The 17,414-nt window shown below is 70.5% G+C and carries 12 protein-coding genes; 9 read left to right on the top strand and 3 right to left on the bottom strand.

Annotated features, from left to right (window positions below):
- Window positions 1-39 precede the first annotated feature (39 nt).
- The 5 genes from RT2_RS17195 (at window position 40) to RT2_RS17175 (ending at window position 10,284) form a co-directional block, all read left to right on the top strand.
- Window positions 40-1,038, top strand: coding sequence for an ATP-binding cassette domain-containing protein (locus tag RT2_RS17195; RefSeq protein WP_072846010.1), 999 nt, complete (start codon window positions 40-42; stop codon window positions 1,036-1,038).
- Entirely contained in the window at window positions 1,035-1,799 is a 765-nt protein-coding gene (locus RT2_RS17190; protein WP_072846009.1) for an ABC transporter permease, read from the top strand. Before RT2_RS17195 ends, RT2_RS17190 begins: the two co-directional genes overlap by 4 nt.
- 47 nt (window positions 1,800-1,846) lie before the next feature.
- Window positions 1,847-5,674, top strand: coding sequence for an ABC transporter ATP-binding protein (locus RT2_RS17185; RefSeq protein WP_072846008.1), 3,828 nt, complete (start codon window positions 1,847-1,849; stop codon window positions 5,672-5,674).
- A gap of 133 nt (window positions 5,675-5,807) precedes the next feature.
- Window positions 5,808-9,566 carry a multifunctional oxoglutarate decarboxylase/oxoglutarate dehydrogenase thiamine pyrophosphate-binding subunit/dihydrolipoyllysine-residue succinyltransferase subunit gene (locus tag RT2_RS17180; RefSeq protein WP_072846007.1) on the top strand — a complete coding sequence of 1,253 codons (3,759 nt, stop codon included), beginning with the start codon at window positions 5,808-5,810 and terminating at the stop codon, window positions 9,564-9,566.
- A gap of 4 nt (window positions 9,567-9,570) precedes the next feature.
- Complete coding sequence (locus RT2_RS17175) at window positions 9,571-10,284, top strand: AAA family ATPase (protein WP_371851179.1); 714 nt, start codon at window positions 9,571-9,573, stop codon at window positions 10,282-10,284.
- Window positions 10,285-10,293: 9 nt separating this feature from the next.
- Here the strand turns inward: RT2_RS17175 and RT2_RS17170 are convergent, their stop codons facing one another.
- Together RT2_RS17170 and RT2_RS17165 are read right to left on the bottom strand one after the other, a co-directional pair.
- Window positions 10,294-11,433, bottom strand: coding sequence for an LLM class flavin-dependent oxidoreductase (locus RT2_RS17170; RefSeq protein WP_072846006.1), 1,140 nt, complete (start codon window positions 11,431-11,433; stop codon window positions 10,294-10,296).
- Between the two features lie 137 nt (window positions 11,434-11,570).
- A complete protein-coding gene (locus tag RT2_RS17165; RefSeq protein WP_072846005.1) occupies window positions 11,571-12,185 on the bottom strand; it encodes a TetR/AcrR family transcriptional regulator in 615 nt (204 codons plus the stop codon).
- A gap of 72 nt (window positions 12,186-12,257) precedes the next feature.
- On the opposite strand from RT2_RS17165, the gene RT2_RS17160 reads away from it, so the two are divergent.
- The 3 genes from RT2_RS17160 to RT2_RS17150 are packed head-to-tail and all read left to right on the top strand — an operon-like array spanning window position 12,258 to window position 15,655.
- Window positions 12,258-13,910 (top strand): flavin-containing monooxygenase, encoded by a 1,653-nt coding sequence (locus RT2_RS17160; protein ID WP_072846004.1) that lies wholly within the window; start codon window positions 12,258-12,260, stop codon window positions 13,908-13,910.
- The gene (locus tag RT2_RS17155) at window positions 13,907-14,743 is read left to right on the top strand and encodes an SDR family NAD(P)-dependent oxidoreductase (protein ID WP_072846003.1); all 837 of its coding nucleotides are present in this window, start codon (window positions 13,907-13,909) and stop codon (window positions 14,741-14,743) included. The genes RT2_RS17160 and RT2_RS17155 overlap by 4 nt, the downstream gene beginning before the upstream one ends.
- A 6-nt stretch (window positions 14,744-14,749) precedes the next feature.
- The gene (locus RT2_RS17150) at window positions 14,750-15,655 is read left to right on the top strand and encodes an alpha/beta hydrolase (protein WP_072846002.1); all 906 of its coding nucleotides are present in this window, start codon (window positions 14,750-14,752) and stop codon (window positions 15,653-15,655) included.
- A gap of 3 nt (window positions 15,656-15,658) precedes the next feature.
- Here the strand turns inward: RT2_RS17150 and RT2_RS17145 are convergent, their stop codons facing one another.
- Window positions 15,659-16,261: a glycine betaine ABC transporter substrate-binding protein gene (locus RT2_RS17145; RefSeq protein ID WP_072846001.1), complete on the bottom strand. Its 603-nt coding sequence runs from the start codon at window positions 16,259-16,261 to the stop codon at window positions 15,659-15,661.
- Between the two features lie 164 nt (window positions 16,262-16,425).
- Between RT2_RS17145 and RT2_RS17140 the strand changes: the two genes are divergently transcribed.
- Window positions 16,426-17,406, top strand: a complete 981-nt coding sequence (locus RT2_RS17140; RefSeq protein ID WP_072846000.1) for an ABC transporter substrate-binding protein — start codon at window positions 16,426-16,428, stop codon at window positions 17,404-17,406.
- Window positions 17,407-17,414: the final 8 nt, after the last annotated feature.

Raw genomic sequence — 17,414 nt, 5'->3', positions numbered from 1 at the left:
GTGAGGCGCACCGTGGAGTCCGGCAGGGGAGGTAACGGCATGAGCGCAGGCGAGACGACGGGTCCGGCCCACGCGCGTCCGGCGCTCGAGGCGGTCGGCCTGAGCAAGCAGTTCGGCGCCGTGCGTGCGGTCTCGGAGCTGAGCTTCACCGTGCCGACGGGGTCGATCACCGGGTTCGTCGGGCCGCACGGGTCGGGCAAGACCACCACCCTGCGAATGCTGCTGGGGCTGATCACGCCGACGACGGGCAGCGCCGTCGTCACCGGGCTGCCGTTCGCCGCGCTGGCGCAGCCCGCGCGCACGGTGGGTGTGGTCCTCGACTCGCTCGGCGTGCACCCGAACCGGACCGCGCTGGGCCACCTTCTGGTGTACGCCGCGGCGGTCGGTGTCCCCGACGACCGGGCCCCCCAGGTGCTCGGCATGGTCGGTCTCGAGCAGGTGGGACGCCAGAGGGCCGGCACCTTCTCCCTCGGCATGCGCCAGCGTCTCGCGCTCGCCACCGCCATGCTCGGCAACCCACAGATCCTCGTCCTCGACGAGCCCGCGAACGGCCTCGGCCCCGAGGGCATCGCCTGGCTCCGGGACTTCCTGCGTGCGTTCGCCCGTTCGGGGCGGACCGTGCTGGTGTCGAGTCACCTCCTGCGCGAGGTGGAGCAGACGGTGGACCGGTTGGTGATCGTCGACCGCGGCAGCCTCGTCTTCGAGGGCGGTATCGACGACCTCCGGCGCTCCCACACCGGCCGGGTCCTGGTCGCCTCCTCCGACGCCGCGCGGCTCGCCCTCGCCCTCGGCGCCGAGGGCATCACCGACGCCCAGGTGCTCCCCGACGGCCGGCTCGCCGTCGGCGGCACCCTTGAGGCCGAGGTCGCGGAGATCGCCGGCGCGGCGGGCGTGCGCATCTTCGGGTCCGTCACCGAGCACGTCGATCTCGAGCAGGTGTTCGCGTCCATGACTTCCGGGCAGTACGCCGCCCAGCACTACGGCCCGCCGGCCCCGCAGCTCCAGCATGCGACCGATCCCTACGGAGGCCCCCGATGACCGCGCTGCTGACCAGCGAACTGCGCAAGGTCACCACCCTGCGCTTCTGGTGGGCGCTGGTCCTCGCCCCGCTGTTCGTCGCGCTGTTCGCCGGGACCTTCTATGCCGCGATGGCGGGTGACATCGAGTTCAGCGGTTCCAAACTGACCACCGGCGCCGCGTCGGTCGGACTGTTCGTCGCGATCGCCGGCGTGGCCCTGTTCGCCGGGCTGTTCGGAGCGATCAACTCCGGCACCGAGTTCCGGCACAAGACGCTCACCCCGACCTTCCTCACCACCGCCGGCCGAGACCGGGTGGTCACCGCAAAACTGGCGGTCACGGCGGCGTTCGGCGCGGCCTACGCGGTCGCCGTCGAGGCGGTCGCGTTGATCTGCATTCTGACCTTTGCCGGCGGCCTCTTCGAGATGTCGTGGCCGGTCGCCGCGATGCTCGCCGCCGGCGTCCTGACCACCGTGGCGTGGTCGCTGATCGGGGCGGGGCTCGGGCTGGCGCTCGGGTCGTCCACCACCGCCGCAGTCGCCTTGGTGGCCTGGTACCCCGCCGGTGAGATGGTCGTGACGGCGGTCCTGCCCGGCGTCGGGGCGGGCGCGCTCACTCAGCTCCTGCCGACGGCGGCCACCTGGTCCACGATCGCGGCGACCTCCGCCTCGAACATCGACGAGTACGCCCCGTGGCCGGTCGCCGCGATCGCGCTGCTCTTCTGGACCTGCCTCGCCTGCGGCCTCGGCTGGTGGGCCGCCACGCGCCGCGACATCACCTGACCGGCACCGAGCGGACCCGTCGGAGGTCGGGTCTAACGTGGCTGTCGATGGCACCCGAGACGAAGCCCCGCGGTTGGATCAGACGACTGGCCGCCGCCTGCTGGGCACACCGGTCCGTCACGGTCGGCGCCCTGACGGTGACGTTGATCGCCGCGGTCATCGACATCTCCTTCCCGCTGCTCGCCCGGATCGCGGTGGACGACGCCAGTTCCGGTGCCACCGAGGTGATCGCGGTGGTCGCCGCCGCCATCGCGGGCCTGGCGGTGGTCCGGTTCGGCTGCCAGTTCGGCCGCCGGATGCTCGCGGGCAAACTCTCCCTCGACGTCCAGCACGACCTGCGACTCGGCCTCCTCGGCTCGCTGCAACGCCTCGACGGACTCGGGCAGGACCAGATCCGCACCGGGCAGGTGGTGTCCCGGTCGATCACCGACCTGCAGCTGGTGCAGGGCCTGCTCGCCATGGTCCCGCTGTCAGCGGGCGCGCTGATCCAGTTCGTGCTGGCCGTGGTGGTGATGGCCTACCTTTCCCCGCTGCTGACCGTGGTCGCGCTGCTGGTGGTGCCCGCGGTGGCGTTGGTGGTGTGGCGGATCCGGCCGAAGCTGTTCGCCGCCACCTGGTCCGCCCAGCAGCGTGCCGCGGACCTGGCCCAGCACGTCGAGGAGACCGTGACCGGTGTCCGGGTGGTCAAGGGATTCGGGCAGGAGGCCCGTGCCGTCGACCAGCTCGAGGACCTGGGCCGCACCCTGTACGCGGAGCGGTTGCGCGCGGCCCGGATCAACTCCCGGTTCGCGCCGACCATGGCCGCGCTGCCGCAACTCGGCCTGGTCGGGGTGATCGCCTTCGGCGGCTACCTCGCGCTCGGCGGCGCGATCACCATCGGCACCTTCCTGGCCTTCGCGACCTACGTCGCCACCATGTCGAACGTCACCCGCGTCCTGTCGTCGGTGGTGATCATGGCGCAGCTCTCGCGCGCCGCCGTCGAACGGGTCTACGAGGTGATCGACACCGAGCCCGCCGTCGCCGACCCCCCGCATCCGGTCGCCCTGCCGCACGGCCCGGTCGGGGTCCGGCTGCGCGGCGTCACGTTCGGGTTCGAGCCGGGCCGGGAGGTGCTGCGCGGACTCGACCTCGACCTGGCGCCCGGCGAGTCCGTCGCCGTGGTCGGCCGCGCCGGGTCCGGCAAGACGGCGCTCTCGCTGCTGCTCCCCCGGTTCTACGCGCCGAGCGAAGGCACCGTCGCGCTGACCGCCGGCGGGCAGGCCTTCGACGTGACCACCCTGCGCGGGGAGCAGCTGCGCGGCGCGGTGGGGCTGGTGTTCGACGAGCCGTTCCTGTTCTCGGACACCGTCGCCTCGAACATCGCGCTGGGCCGACCGGACGCCAGCGCCGAGGACATCCGGATCGCCGCGAAGATGGCGCAGGCCGACGAGTTCATCGAGTCGCTCGCCGACGGCTACGACACCGTCGTCGGCGAACGTGGGCTGACCCTCTCCGGCGGCCAGCGCCAGCGGGTGGCGCTGGCGCGCGCCCTGCTGGTCGACCCGCGGCTGCTGATCCTCGACGACGCGACGTCCGCGGTGGACGCCGCCACCGAGGCCGCCATCTTCGACACGCTGCGCTGCCGAAGCGACCGGACCACCCTGATTCTGGCGCACCGCCGCTCGACCCTGACGCTCGCCGACCGGGTCGCCGTCCTCGACGGCGGCCGGATCATCGACACCGGCACCGTCGACGAACTCGACGCACGGTGCCCGCTGTTCCGGGAACTGCTCGCGGACCCGGACCCCGACTCCGAGCCGGTCGGCACGCCACCGGACCGCGCCGCCGCCGAACCGTCCGAGGCGGCGCTGTGGCCGGACGTCGCGGCCGGCGTCCGAGGCGACGCCCCGGAGCGACCCGACGCAGCAGGGACCCGCGCGGTGACGGCGGGCGGCGCACCTGCGGGCGGCGGCGGTCACGGCGCGGGCGGCGCGGCGTCCGGGGCACTCGGCAACGTGGCCGCCACGCCGGAACTGCGTGCCGCCGTCGCGGCCCTACCCCCGGCCACCGAGCAACCCGGCATGGACGACCACGATCTGCGCCGGCCGGACCCCGCGTTCCGGCTGTCCGCGCTGCTGCGGCCGGTCCGCTGGATCCTCGCCGCCGTCATCGCCTGCCTGGCGCTGGACTCGCTGGCGGGCGTGCTGTTCCCGTCGATCGTCAAGTTCGCGCTCGACCGCGGCGTCACGGTCGACCAGCCGTCCGCGCTGTGGTGGGCCACCTTCGCCGGCGTCGCGCTGGTCGCCGCGGACTGGCTGGTGGTCGCGGTGATGACGGTGATCACCACCCGCGCCGGCGAGAAGGTCCTCTACAGCCTGCGGGTGCGCAGCTACGCGCACCTGCAGCGGCTCGGCCTCGACTACTACGAGCGGGAACTGTCCGGCCGCATCATGACCCGGATGACGACCGACGTCGACGCGCTGTCGTCGTTCCTGCAGACCGGCCTGTCGACGGCGGTGGTCAGCGTGCTCACGGTGGTCGGGATCGCGATCGCCCTGCTGCTGACCGACGTGGTGCTCGGACTGGTGGCGCTCGCCGCGGTGCCGCCGCTACTGGTGGCCACCCTGCTCTTCCGCCGGGTGTCCTCCGTGGCGTACTCGGTTTCGCGGGAACGCATCTCGATCGTCAACGCCGACTTCCAGGAGAACGTCGCGGGGCTGCGCGCGGCGCAGGCGTACCGGCGTGAGGACTTCGCGGCGGAACGGTTCGCCGAGCGCGCGGACAGCTACCGCCGCAGCCGGATGCGCTCGCAGCGGGCCATCTCGATCTTCTTCCCGTTCATCACCTTCCTGTCCGACCTGGCGATGGCCGCCGTGGTGCTGGTCGGTGCCACCCGCGTCGCCAACGGCGAGGCCACCGCGGGCACGCTGGTCGCCTTCGTCCTCTACCTCGGGCTGCTATTCGGTCCGATCCAGCAGCTCTCGCAGGTCTTCGACGGCTACCAGCAGGCCAGCGTCGGCCTGCGCCGGATCGGGGACCTGCTGCGAACCCGCAGTTCGCTGGAGGATTCACTCGCCGGCGACGCCGCTGCCCCGTCGGGCACGGTGCCGATCACCGGGCACCTGCGCGGGGACGTCGACCTCGCCGACGTGACCTTCCGCTACGCCGGCGCGGAGACCGACGCCCTGCAGGGCGTGGACCTGCGCATCGACGCGGGCACCACGGTGGCCCTGGTCGGCCGGACCGGCGCCGGCAAGTCCACCGTCGTCAAGCTGCTGGCCCGCTTCTACGACCCGACCGACGGCGCGGTACGGGTGGACGGGGTGGACCTACGCGGCTACCCGCTCCCCGAGTACCGCGCCCGGCTCGGCGTGGTCCCGCAGGAGGCGCACCTCTTCACCGGCGACGTGGCGAGCAACATCGCCTACGGCCGGCCCGACGCGACCCGCGAGCAGATCGTGGCCGCGGCCCGCGCGGTGGGCGCGCTGGCGACCATCGCCGATCTCCGCGGCGGCATGTACACCCCGATCGGCGAGCGCGGACAGGGACTCTCCGCCGGCCAGCGTCAGCTGATCGCGCTGGCCCGTGCCGAACTGGTCGACCCGGACCTGCTGCTGCTCGACGAGGCGACGGCCACCCTGGACCCGGCCACCGAGCGCACCGTGCTCGAGGCCAGCCGGCTGATCGCCCGCCGGCGCACCGCGGTGGTGGTGGCACACCGGCTGGCGACTGCCGCGCGGTCCGACCTCGTCGTGGTGGTCGACGACGGGCGCATCGTCGAGTCCGGTCCACACCACGAGCTGCGTCACGCCGGTGGACACTACGAACGGCTCTGGGATGCGGCGCGAAGCGCTGCGGGGAATAATGCGGGGACCCAAAATGTCATCGATAGTTGAAACCGCGGGCACTCACGGGTGACGCACATCACTCGGCGGGTGCCCGCCGCGCGCGGACGCCATCCGGGGGGACTAGCCTCGGGTGTACAAGCGCCGATCGGGGACCAAGAGAGAAACGAGGCGAACACCTGCCGTGAGCAGCAGTTCTACGTCACAATTCGGACAGAACCAGTGGCTTGTCGACGAGATGTACCAGCGCTTCCAGGATGATCCCTCATCTGTGGACGCCAGCTGGCACGAGTTCCTCACCGACTACAAGCCGGACACCTCGGGCGCCAACGGACAGGCCGCGCAACCCGCGCCTGCCGGCCCCACGAACGGCAACGGCACACCCGCCGCCGCCACCACCACCGTCACTCCTGCTGCAGCACCGCCCGCCGCTGCACCTGCCGCCTCGGTCCCCGCCTCGGCAGCACCGGCGGCACCCGCGCCGGCGGCACCCGCCCCGGCCGCAGCGAAGGCCGCGGCCCCGGCCGCCAAGCCCGCCGCGGCACCCGCCGCCAAGCCCGCCGGCGACGCAGAGGCAAAGATCCTCCGAGGCGCGGCCGCGGCCGTCGCCCGGAACATGTCCGCCTCGCTCGCGATCCCGACTGCGACCAGCGTTCGCGCCATCCCGGCGAAGCTGATGATCGACAACCGCATCGTGATCAACAACCACCTCGCGCGCACCCGCGGCGGCAAGATCTCGTTCACCCACCTGCTGGGTTACGCGATCGTGCAGGCCGTCAAGGCGTTCCCGAACATGAACCGGCACTTCGCCGAGGTGGACGGCAAGCCGAACGCGATCACCCCGGCCGGCACCAACCTCGGCCTGGCCATCGACCTCCCGGGCAAGGACGGCAGCCGCTCGCTCGTCGTCGCCGCCATCAAGGGCACCGAGTCGATGAACTTCGCGCAGTTCCACGGCGCGTACGAGGACATCGTCCGCCGCGCCCGCGACGGCAAGCTGACCGGTGACGACTTCGCCGGCGTGACCATCTCGCTGACCAACCCGGGCACCATCGGCACCGTGCACTCGGTGCCGCGGCTCATGCAGGGCCAGGGCGCGATCATCGGCGCCGGTGCCATGGAGTACCCGGCCGAGTTCCAGGGCTCGAGCGACGAGAAGATCGCCGAGCTGGGCGTCGGCAAGCTGATCACGCTGACCTCGACGTACGACCACCGCATCATCCAGGGCGCGGAGTCCGGAGACTTCCTCCGGACCATCCACAACCTGCTGATCAGCGACGAGTTCTACGACGAGATCTTCCACGCCCTGCGGATCCCCTACGAGCCGGTTCGCTGGCGCAAGGACATCTCCGCCACGGCGGTCGACAAGACCACCCGGGTCCTCGAACTGATCGCGGCGTACCGCAGCCGCGGCCACCTGATGGCGGACACCGACCCGCTGCAGTTCACCAAGGACAAGTTCCGGATGCATCCGGACCTCGACGTCACCACCCACGACCTCACGCTGTGGGACCTCGACCGCGAGTTCAACGTCGGCGGCTTCAACGGCAAGGACCGGATGAAGCTCCGCGACGTCCTGTCGATCCTGCGGGACGCGTACTGCCGTCACATCGGCGTCGAGTACACGCACATCCTGGACCCGAAGCAGCAGCAGTGGCTGCAGGAGCGCGTCGAGGCCAAGCACGTCAAGCCGACCGTCGCGCAGCAGAAGTACATCCTGAGCAAGCTGAACGCCGCCGAGGCGTTCGAGACGTTCCTGCAGACCAAGTACGTCGGCCAGAAGCGGTTCTCGCTCGAGGGCGCCGAGTCGGTCATCCCGATGATGGACGCGGTCATCGACCAGAGCGCCGAGCACGAGCTCGACGAGGTCGTCATCGGCATGCCGCACCGCGGTCGCCTCAACGTGCTCGCCAACATCGTCGGCAAGCCGTACTCGAAGATCTTCACCGAGTTCGAGGGCAACATGAACCCGGCGGCCGCCCACGGCTCCGGCGACGTGAAGTACCACCTCGGCGCCCAGGGCACCTACATCCAGATGTTCGGCGACAACGACATCACCGTCTCGCTGACCGCGAACCCGTCGCACCTCGAGGCCGTCGACCCGGTGCTCGAGGGCCTGGTCCGCGCCAAGCAGGACATCCTGGACAAGGGCCAGGAAGGCTTCACCGTGCTGCCGCTGATGCTGCACGGCGACGCCGCGTTCGCCGGCCAGGGCGTGGTGGCCGAGACCCTGAACCTCTCGCTGCTGCGCGGCTACCGCACCGGCGGCACCGTGCACATCGTGGTCAACAACCAGGTCGGCTTCACCACGGCGCCCGAGCACTCGCGTTCCTCCGAGTACTGCACCGACGTCGCGAAGATGATCGCCGCTCCCGTGTTCCACGTGAACGGCGACGACCCCGAGGCCTGTGTCTGGGTCGCCCAGCTGGCCGTGGACTACCGCGAGCAGTTCGGCAAGGACGTCGTCATCGACATGATCTGCTACCGCCGTCGCGGTCACAACGAGGGCGACGACCCCTCGATGACCCAGCCGGCGATGTACGACGTGATCGACACCAAGCGCAGCGTCCGCAAGAGCTACACCGAGTCCCTGATCGGTCGCGGCGACATCTCGCTCAAGGAAGCGGAAGACGCCCTGCGTGACTACCAGGGCCAGCTCGAGCGGGTGTTCAACGAGGTCCGCGAGCTGGAGAAGTTCAAGCCGGAGCCGTCGGAGTCGGTGGAGCTGGACCAGACGCCGCCCGCGCGCCTGACCACCGCCGTCGACAAGGCCGTACTCGAGCGGATCGGCGACGCGTTCGTCGACGTGCCCGAGGGCTTCACCGTGCATCCGCGCGTCAAGCCGGTCATCGAGAAGCGTCGCGAGATGTCCCGCGAGGGCAAGGTCGACTGGGCGTTCGCGGAGCTGCTGGCGTTCGGATCGCTGGTCGAGCAGGGCGCCCTGGTGCGCCTGACCGGCCAGGACTCGCGGCGCGGCACGTTCACGCAGCGGCACGCGGTGCTCATCGACCGCAAGACCGGCGACGAGTACAACCCGATCTCGGCCATCGCGGCGAACGCCGGCAACGACGGCAAGTTCATGGTCTACGACTCGGCGCTGACCGAGTACGCGGGCGTGGGCTTCGAGTACGGCTACTCGGTGGGCAACCCCGACGCGCTGGTGCTGTGGGAGGCGCAGTTCGGCGACTTCGTCAACGGCGCGCAGACCATCATCGACGAGTTCATCTCGTCCGGTGAGGCCAAGTGGGGCCAGCTCTCCGACGTGGTGCTGCTGCTGCCGCACGGCCACGAGGGCCAGGGACCGGACCACACCTCCGGCCGCATCGAGCGGTTCCTGCAGCTGTGTGCAGAGGGCTCGATGACCGTGGCGGTGCCGTCCACCCCGGCGAGCTACTTCCACCTGCTCCGCCGCCACCACCTCGACGGCATCCGCCGCCCGCTGGTGGTGTTCACGCCGAAGTCGATGCTGCGCAACAAGGCAGCCGTGTCGGACATCGCGGACTTCACCACCGGCAAGTTCCGCTCGGTGTTCGAGGAGCCCACGTACGAGACCGGCGGCGGCGACCGCGCCAAGGTCAAGCGCGTGCTGATGGTCAGCGGCAAGCTGTACTGGGAGCTGCTCGCGGCCAAGCACAAGGACAACCGCGACGACATCGCGATCGTCCGGGTCGAGCAGCTCTACCCGGTGCCGAGCCGTCGTATCCGCGAGACCCTCGAGCGGTACCCGAACGCCACCGAGTTCCGCTGGGTCCAGGAGGAGCCGGCGAACCAGGGTGCCTGGCCGTTCTTCGGCCTCGCGCTGCCCGAGCTGATCTCGGACAAGCTGACCGGCATCAAGCGCATCTCGCGTCGTTCGATGTCCGCACCGTCCTCGGGTTCGAGCAAGGTGCACGCCGTCGAGCAGCAGGAGATCATCGACGAGGCATTCCTGCCGACCGTCTGACACCGTGACGCTGCCACTGAGCCGGGTCGAGTTCGCTCCTGACGAGCGATTCGACCCGGCTTCGTGGTATCTGCAGGTCCCCTCGATCGCCGAGATGTGCCGGGTCGGTCTCGACTTCACCTGCCCGGTGACGGTGATCGTCGGCGAGAACGGGGCCGGCAAGTCCACGCTGGTGGAGGCGGTGGCCGGCGCGTGGCAGCGCCGCTTCCGCGGCGCCCAGGACCGGATGTGGTCGGCGGGCGGCAGCGTCGAGGACTCCGACCTGCCGCAGCACCTGCGCTGCATCGGCGCCGAGCCGGTGCCCCACGGCGGCTGCTTCCTGCGGGCGGAGTCCATGCACGCGCTCTTCGGTGACGCCGACGCCGACCGGGTCCGGGCGAGTGACCAGGAGTTCAACGCGCTCTCCCACGGACAGTCGTTCCTGCGTTACGTCGCGGACCGGCCGATCGGCGTCGGGCTGTGGATTCTCGACGAGCCGGAGGCGGCGCTGTCGTTCCAGTCCTGCCTGGCCCTGCTCGGTGTGATCTCGGACCTGGTCGCCGAGGGCTCGCAAGTGATCATGGCGACCCACTCCCCCGTGCTCGCGGCCTGCCCGGGCGCCGAGATCTGGGAACTCACCGACGGCGGCCTGGAGTGCCCGCGCTGGGACGAGCTGGACGTGGTGCGGAACTGGCGTTCGTTCCTCGACGATCCACAGCGGTTCCTGCGGCACCTGTGAGGCCGGCGGTCACAGACGTTTGAGCCCGCGCAGGACCCGCACGAAGGGCGCGGTGCTGCGCAGCCCCTTGACAAGGCTGGGGTGCACGAATCCGGCCGCGTTCAACAGGACGGCGTACTCGAGCCCGTGATCGCGCCATTCCGCCATCTGGTCGAGAATCTCGGACGGCGTCCCCACCATGTTCGCCTCCCGCTGCAGGGAGCGCGGAACCGTCTTCACGTGGGCAAGGACGGTGCCCTCGTCCAGGGACTGGGGCAGCAGGTCCTGCAGGCCCGAGAAGTCGGCGCCCATCGGATGCTCGACCCCGTGCCGGGCCCATGCTTCGGCCGGGGCACACAGCGTGAGGGCCCGGGCCCCGACCGACCCCAGCAGCTCGTCCTCGTCGTCGGCGCACCGCACCGGGAACACGAAGAACATGCCCGCCGCGGTGATCGAATCGGGATCCCTGCCCGCGTCGGACGCGGCCGCGCGCACCCGCTCGAGCTTCGCCCCGTAGTCCTTGGGCCGCTGCGAGAAGGTGGGGAACCACGCGTCCGCGTACCTGCCGGTGGCTCGCAACATCCGAGGCCCGTGGGCACCCACCCAGATCTGCGGCCGGGTGCCGCGGTGCGGCGGGACGTCGAAGACCGCGTCGCGCAGCGGAAAGAACTCCGACTCACGGCTCACCGGACGACCCGCCGAGCCCCACAGCAACCGGATGGTCGCCAGCGCCTCCTCGAACCGGGCGACCGGGGCGGTCCAGTCCACACCGTACGGCTCGTTGCCCTCCCGCTCGCCCGGGCCGATGCCGAGGATGGCGCGGCCGCGGCTCAGCAGGTGCAGGGTGGCGGCGGCCTGCGCGGTGACCGCCGGGTTGCGCCGCCCGCTGTCGGTGACGCCGACCCCGAGCCGCAGCCGGGACAGCCTGTTTCGAGCCGCCAGATAGCCGAGCGCCGTCCACGGCTCGTAGAAGGCATCCATCCGCGGCAGCAGCCGGGCCGCGCCGGTGTACTTCGGGCTCCAGATCGAGGACGGCAGGATGTTGATCAGGTGGTCCGGGAGCCAGAGCGAGTCCGCCCCGGCCAACGCTGCCGTGAGTTTGCTGTCGCGGAGCAGCAGGTCGGGAACGAACCGCGAGTTGAGGGCCGCCGCTGTGATTCCGGTACGCATCGTCGCACTCCTTCGCGCGACCCGCCCGTCCGCCGCGTGCCGGCTCCGGGCGGTCGTGCTCGTCCACCCAGCTTGCGCGCGGCTGCCCCGCCGGGCGCGAGTAGCGCGCTACTCGGATCCGGCCGCGGCCAAGTCCGTCAGGCCTGGCCCAGCAGCGCGGCCGCCACCGGCGCGGGCAGGGTCACGGCGGGCAGCGCGGTGACGATCAGGTCGATCAGCTCCTCGCGGCTGATGACAGGCTCGCGCAGCCAGCTGATCGCGGTCTCCTCCACGAACGCGATCCAGCCGCGCACGGCGAGAGCGATCCGGTCGCCCGGCTCGATGCCGAGCCGCGGGAGCTGGTCCATGATCCGCGCCGCCAGCGCCGAGCGGGTGCGCTCGAACTCGTCCCGCATCTCCGGGTCCCCACTGGCGGCCCCGCGCAGCAGCGAGACGTAGCTGTTGCGGTTGTCGCTGACGTAGTCGACGTAGGCGACGACCGACGAGCGCAGGATCTCGAGAGGCGGCAAGGTCAGGTCCGGCTCGGTCCGCACGAGCATCTCGGCGCCGGCGTGCTGGACGATGGCGAGGTGGTAGTCGTGCTTGGACGCGAAGTAGTGGAACAGGAGCCCGCGGGAGACCCCGGCCTGGTCCGCGATCTCCTCGACGGAGATCTGTTCGAGCGGGCGCTCGGCCAGCATCCGGGCCCCCAGGTCGATCAGCTGGGCGCGCCGCTCCTCCGGGCTCATCCTGGTGCGCTTGACTGCCTCCACGATCTGAAAGCTTACTGAATCTGAGTCAACAAGCTATTGACTGAGACTCAGTAAGCCCATACTCTTCGGTACATGAGTCTTCCGGTTACAGATAACGCCTCGGACACCACGGCTGCCGTCCGCACGGTCGACACGCTGATCATCGGTAGCGGCTTCGCCGGTCTCGGCGCCGCCATCAAGCTCACGCAGGCCGGCAAGCGGGACTTCCTCGTGCTCGAACGCGGCAGCGAGGTCGGCGGCACCTGGCGCGACAACACCTACCCCGGCGCCGCCTGCGACGTGCCCTCGCACCTGTACTCGTACTCGTTCGCCCTCAACCCCGAGTGGACCCGCTCGTTCTCCACCCAGCCGGAGATCCAGAAGTACATCTCCTCGGTGGCGCACCGGTACAACGTGCTCGACAAGCACGTCTTCGGCTGCGACGTCCGGTCCGCCCACTGGAACGCGGCCACCTCCCGCTGGGACGTGCACACCTCGAAGGGCGACTTCGAGGCCAAGATCGTGGTCTCCGCGATCGGCGCACTCTGCGAGCCGTCGCTGCCCGACATCAAGGGCATCGAGGACTTCCGGGGCGAGATCTTCCACTCCGCACGGTGGAACCACGACGCCGACCTGGCAGGCAAGCGGGTCGCGGTGATCGGCACCGGCGCCTCGGCCATCCAGATCGTCCCGCAGCTCGCGAAGACCGTCGCCCAGCTCGACGTGTACCAGCGCACCGCGCCGTGGCTGCTGCCCCGTGCGGATCGCGAGTACACCACCGTCGAGCACCTCGCCTTCAAGTACCTGCCCGGCTTCCAGCGACTGTGCCGAGCCGGCATCTACTGGATGCGCGAGACCCAGGTCGTCGGCCTGGCCAAGGCCCCGGTGTTCATGAAGCCGCTGGAGTTGACCGCGCGATTCCACCTACGCCGGCAGATCAAGGACAAGCAGCTGCGCAAGAAGGTCACACCGAACTTCCAGATGGGCTGCAAGCGCATGCTGATCTCGAACAACTACTACCCGGCACTGGCCCAGGCGAACACCGAACTGGTCACCGACGGCATTGCCGAGGTCACCGCGAACTCGGTCGTCGACCGCAGCGGCACCACCCGCGAGGTCGACGCGATCGTGATCGCCACCGGCTTCCACGTCACCGACTCCCCCACCTTCGCCGGCATCTTCGGCAAGGACGGCCGGTCCGCCGCGGAGGTATTCGACGCCAGCGGGCAGCAGGGCTACAAGGGTTCCGCGATCGCGAACTTCCCCAACATGTTCTTCCTGGTCGGACCGAACACCGGCCTCGGCCACACCTCGATGGTGTTCATGATCGAGTCGCAGATCAACTACCTGGTCGACGCGCTCGAGACCATCGACCGGCACGGAATCGGGACCATCGAGGTCCGGCAGGACGCGCAGGACCAGTACAACCGGGAGCTGCAGGCCAAGCTCTCGCGCAGCGTGTGGAACAACGGCGGCTGCGCCAGCTGGTACCTCGACAAACACGGCAACAACACCACCCTGTGGCCTGGCTTCACCTTCGAGTTCCGCAGCATGCTCCGCAAGTTCGACCTCGCCGCGTACCGCAGCGTGGCCACGAATGACCTGCCGACGGTCGGCAGCGACATATCGTTTGCGGGCAGTGACATACCTGCGGCAGCACGGGACCAGATCGCCGCAGAGATCGCGCGGGACACGGAATCCATCGTCGGCACCGCCGACGACGACGAGAAGGTTGTGGCACAGTGAGCGATTTCACCGGCAAGGTAGTGGTCATCACCGGCGCAGGATCCGGCATCGGACGGGCCCTCGCGCTGAACCTGGCCCGCGAGGGCGCCCGGCTCGCCCTCTCGGACGTGGACACCGGCGGGCTCGCCGAGACCGTCCGGCAGGCCAAGGCGCTCGGCGCCGAGGTCAAGGACGACCACCTCGACGTCACGCAGCGCGAGGCCGTGCTCGCGTACGCCGACGCGGTCGTCGCCTACTTCGGCAAGGTCAACCAGGTCTACAACAACGCGGGCATCGCCTACCACGGAGAATTCGAGAAGTCGGAGTTCAAGGACTTCGAGCGGGTCATGGACGTCGACTTCTGGGGAGTCGTCAACGGCACCAAGGCATTCCTGCCGCACCTCATCGCATCGGGCGACGGCCACGTGGTCAACATCTCCAGCCTCTTCGGCCTCCTGTCGATGCCCGGCCAGAGCGCGTACAACTCGGCGAAGTTCGCGGTCCGCGGCTTCACCGAGTCGCTGCGGCAGGAGATGCTCATCGCCGAGCACCCGGTCAAGGTGACCTGTGTGCACCCCGGCGGCATCAAGACCGCGATCGCCCGCAACGCCACCGCGGGTCCCGGCGAGGACCTGGCCACCTTCGCGGAGTTCTTCGACAAGAAGCTGGCACGGACTACGCCCGAGGACGCGGCCAAGACCATCGTGTCCGGGGTTCGCAGGAGCAAGCCGCGCGTGCTCATCGGCCTCGACGCGAAGGCCCTCGACGGCTGGGTCCGCCTGGTCGGCCCCGGCTACCAGCGCATCGTCGCGATCCTGGCGGCGCGGGTCATGCCCAAGTCGTCGGCGAAGTAGTCGACGATGCCGTACCTGCCGCGGCCGCTGGTGTCCGCCACCCTCGCGCCGTTCTACCGGGTCGCGCTGCACCGGCGGATGCCGGTGACCGTGGCCAGGGCACTGCTCGACGCCGGTTCGGCGATCCAGACGCTGCCGTCGGGGACGGTGGCCCGCCCGCTGACGCTAGCCGGCAGGCGCGCCGAACGGGTCACGGTCGGCGCGACCGAGCGCCGCAAGGCGGTGCTGTACCTGCACGGCGGCGGCTACACCCTCGGGTCCCTCGCCACGCACCGGTCGGTGGCCGCACACCTGGCTCGCGAGTCGGCCACCGCGGTGTACGTGCTCGACTACCGGCGGGCGCCCGAGAACCCGTACCCGGCGGCACTGGACGACGCGTCCGGCGCCTACCTGGAGCTACTACTCGAGCACGGCTACGAGGCGGATCAGGTTGCCATCGCGGGTGATTCCGCGGGCGGCGGACTCGCACTGGCCACCGCGCGCCGACTGCTCGACGCGCACGAAGTTCGCCCGGCGGCCCTCGGTCTGATCGCACCGTGGGTGGACCCCGGCGCCCGGGACGCCCCTCGCGAACGTGATCTCGTGGTCAACACCGGGTGGTCGTACGACGCCGCCGATGCCTACCTGGGCGGGGGCGACCCCACCGATCCCGGTTACGCGCCGCTGCTCGGCGAGCTGTCCGGACTTCCACCCACCATGGTGCACATCGGCACCACCGAGGTGCTGTACCCACAGGTGCTGACGCTGGTCGAGAAGCTGCGCGCCGCAGGGGTTCGCGTGGAGTACACGGAGTACCCGGACCTGTGGCACGTGGCGCACCTGCAGGCCTCGGTCCTGCGCGAGGCCGACGAGGCCGTACGGGAACTCGGCGGCTTCCTGCGCCGCGCCCTCGACGGGCATCTGGTCGGCTGACCCTCAGCGCGCGGCGAGCCAGTCCGCGGCCGCCTGGCCCGGGCTGCGCTCGCCGCCCCGCACGGCCTCGCCCATGTCCGCCAGCTCGGCCGAGGTGAGCTCTCCCGCAACCACATTGAGCGCCCTGACCTGAGCCTGCGTCAGCGCACCGGTCCGCATCAGCGGAACCACATTCTGCGGCTCGTCGTCGGCACCCGTCCCCGGCTCCTCGGCCGACGCGTAGTCGGACACCGAAAGACCCTCGGGCAGAGACTTGTTCAGTTCCTCGTACACCTTGTCGGGATCGGTCTCGGTAATGCCCGGGTGCACCCGGTCCAGCAGCCTGCCCGTGTACTCCGGCACCAGGGTCACCGAGCCCGCGTCGAGCTCCGTCAGGTCCTGGCCCGGCGCCAGCCCCAGCCGGGTGTCCACCCGGGACCCGGTGCCGCGCAGCACTCCCGCGTAGATCTCGGCGACCACCTGGCTCTCCGTGGACTGGCCGGCCCCCACGACGATCACCGCGGACGGCTCCGGCGTCTCGACGCGGGTGGAGTCGACCGCGCAGCCCGCCTGCGATGCCAGCACCCCGGCGGTGACCAACGCGGTACCGATCAACCGAGCCTTCATCGCGCGCCACGCTCCAGTCTTTTCTCTGCCCAGCGAATGTCGCTCCTATCGTTACACTGCCGATGAACACCATCTCGAGCGGCCGAGAGATCCGGCTCGTCGACGCCGCAGCAACCAGCCCGAATTCGGGTGGGTGCCCCCACCGGACCGACGGAAGGACCCGCATGCCGTTCTCCGCATCCCGCCCCACTCGGCGGCCCGCCCTGCGTCGACGGTTGGCGCTCGCTGCCACGGCCGTGGCCCTCACCGCGTCCGCCGCCTGCGGCGGCAACTCCGACCCGCTCGGCGGCGGTGACGGCGGCGGCGGAAGCTCCGATCCGAACACGATCGTGGTGGGTTCCGCGAACTTCCCCGAGTCGGAGACGGTTGCGAACATCTACGCCGAGGCGCTGCGGGCGAACGGTTTCGACGTGAGCACCAAACTGGGCATCGGCAGCCGCGAGGCCTACATCCCGGCGGTCCGCGACGGCTCGATCGACCTGATCCCGGACTACACGGGCAACCTGCTGCAGTACCTCGACCCGTCCTCGACCGCCACCTCCGCGGCCGACGTGGACGCCGCACTGCCGGCGGCGCTCGGGGACGACCTCGCCATCACCGCACCCGCGCCCGGCGAGAACAAGGACGCCGTGGTGGTCACCCGGCGGACCGCCGACCAGTGGCGGCTCGCCTCGATCGCCGACCTGGCGCCGCACTCCGCGGAGGTGACCTTCGGCGCCCCCGCCGAGTTCCAGGAACGCCCGGTCGGCCTGCCCGGGCTGGAGCGGAACTACGGGCTGGCGATCAGCCCGGGCAACTTCGTGCCGATCGCGGACGGCGGCGGTCCCGCGACCGTCAATGCGCTCGCGGACGACAAGGTCGACGCCGCGAACATCTTCACCACCTCCCCGGCCATCGGCAAGAACGACTTCGTGGTCCTGGCCGACCCGAAGAACAACTTCCCCGCCCAGAACGTGGTCCCGGTGCTCCGCCCGGCCAAGAACTCGGACCGGCTGACCGCCGTCCTGAACACGGTCTCCGCCAAGCTGACCACGGAAGAACTGGTGGCCCTGAACAACTCCGTGTCCGGCGACACCAAGACCGAACCCGGCGACGCGGCCCGGGTGTGGGTCGCCGCCCAGGGCCTCGACCGGCCGGTGCCCTGAGCGCTCAG

The organism is Rhodococcus tukisamuensis NBRC 100609 (genome assembly GCF_001894985.1).
Taxonomy (GTDB): domain Bacteria; phylum Actinomycetota; class Actinomycetes; order Mycobacteriales; family Mycobacteriaceae; genus Rhodococcus_G; species Rhodococcus_G tukisamuensis.
The sequence above is the reverse complement of the archived record's forward strand: the minus strand, read 5'-3'. Positions and strand labels throughout refer to the sequence as shown.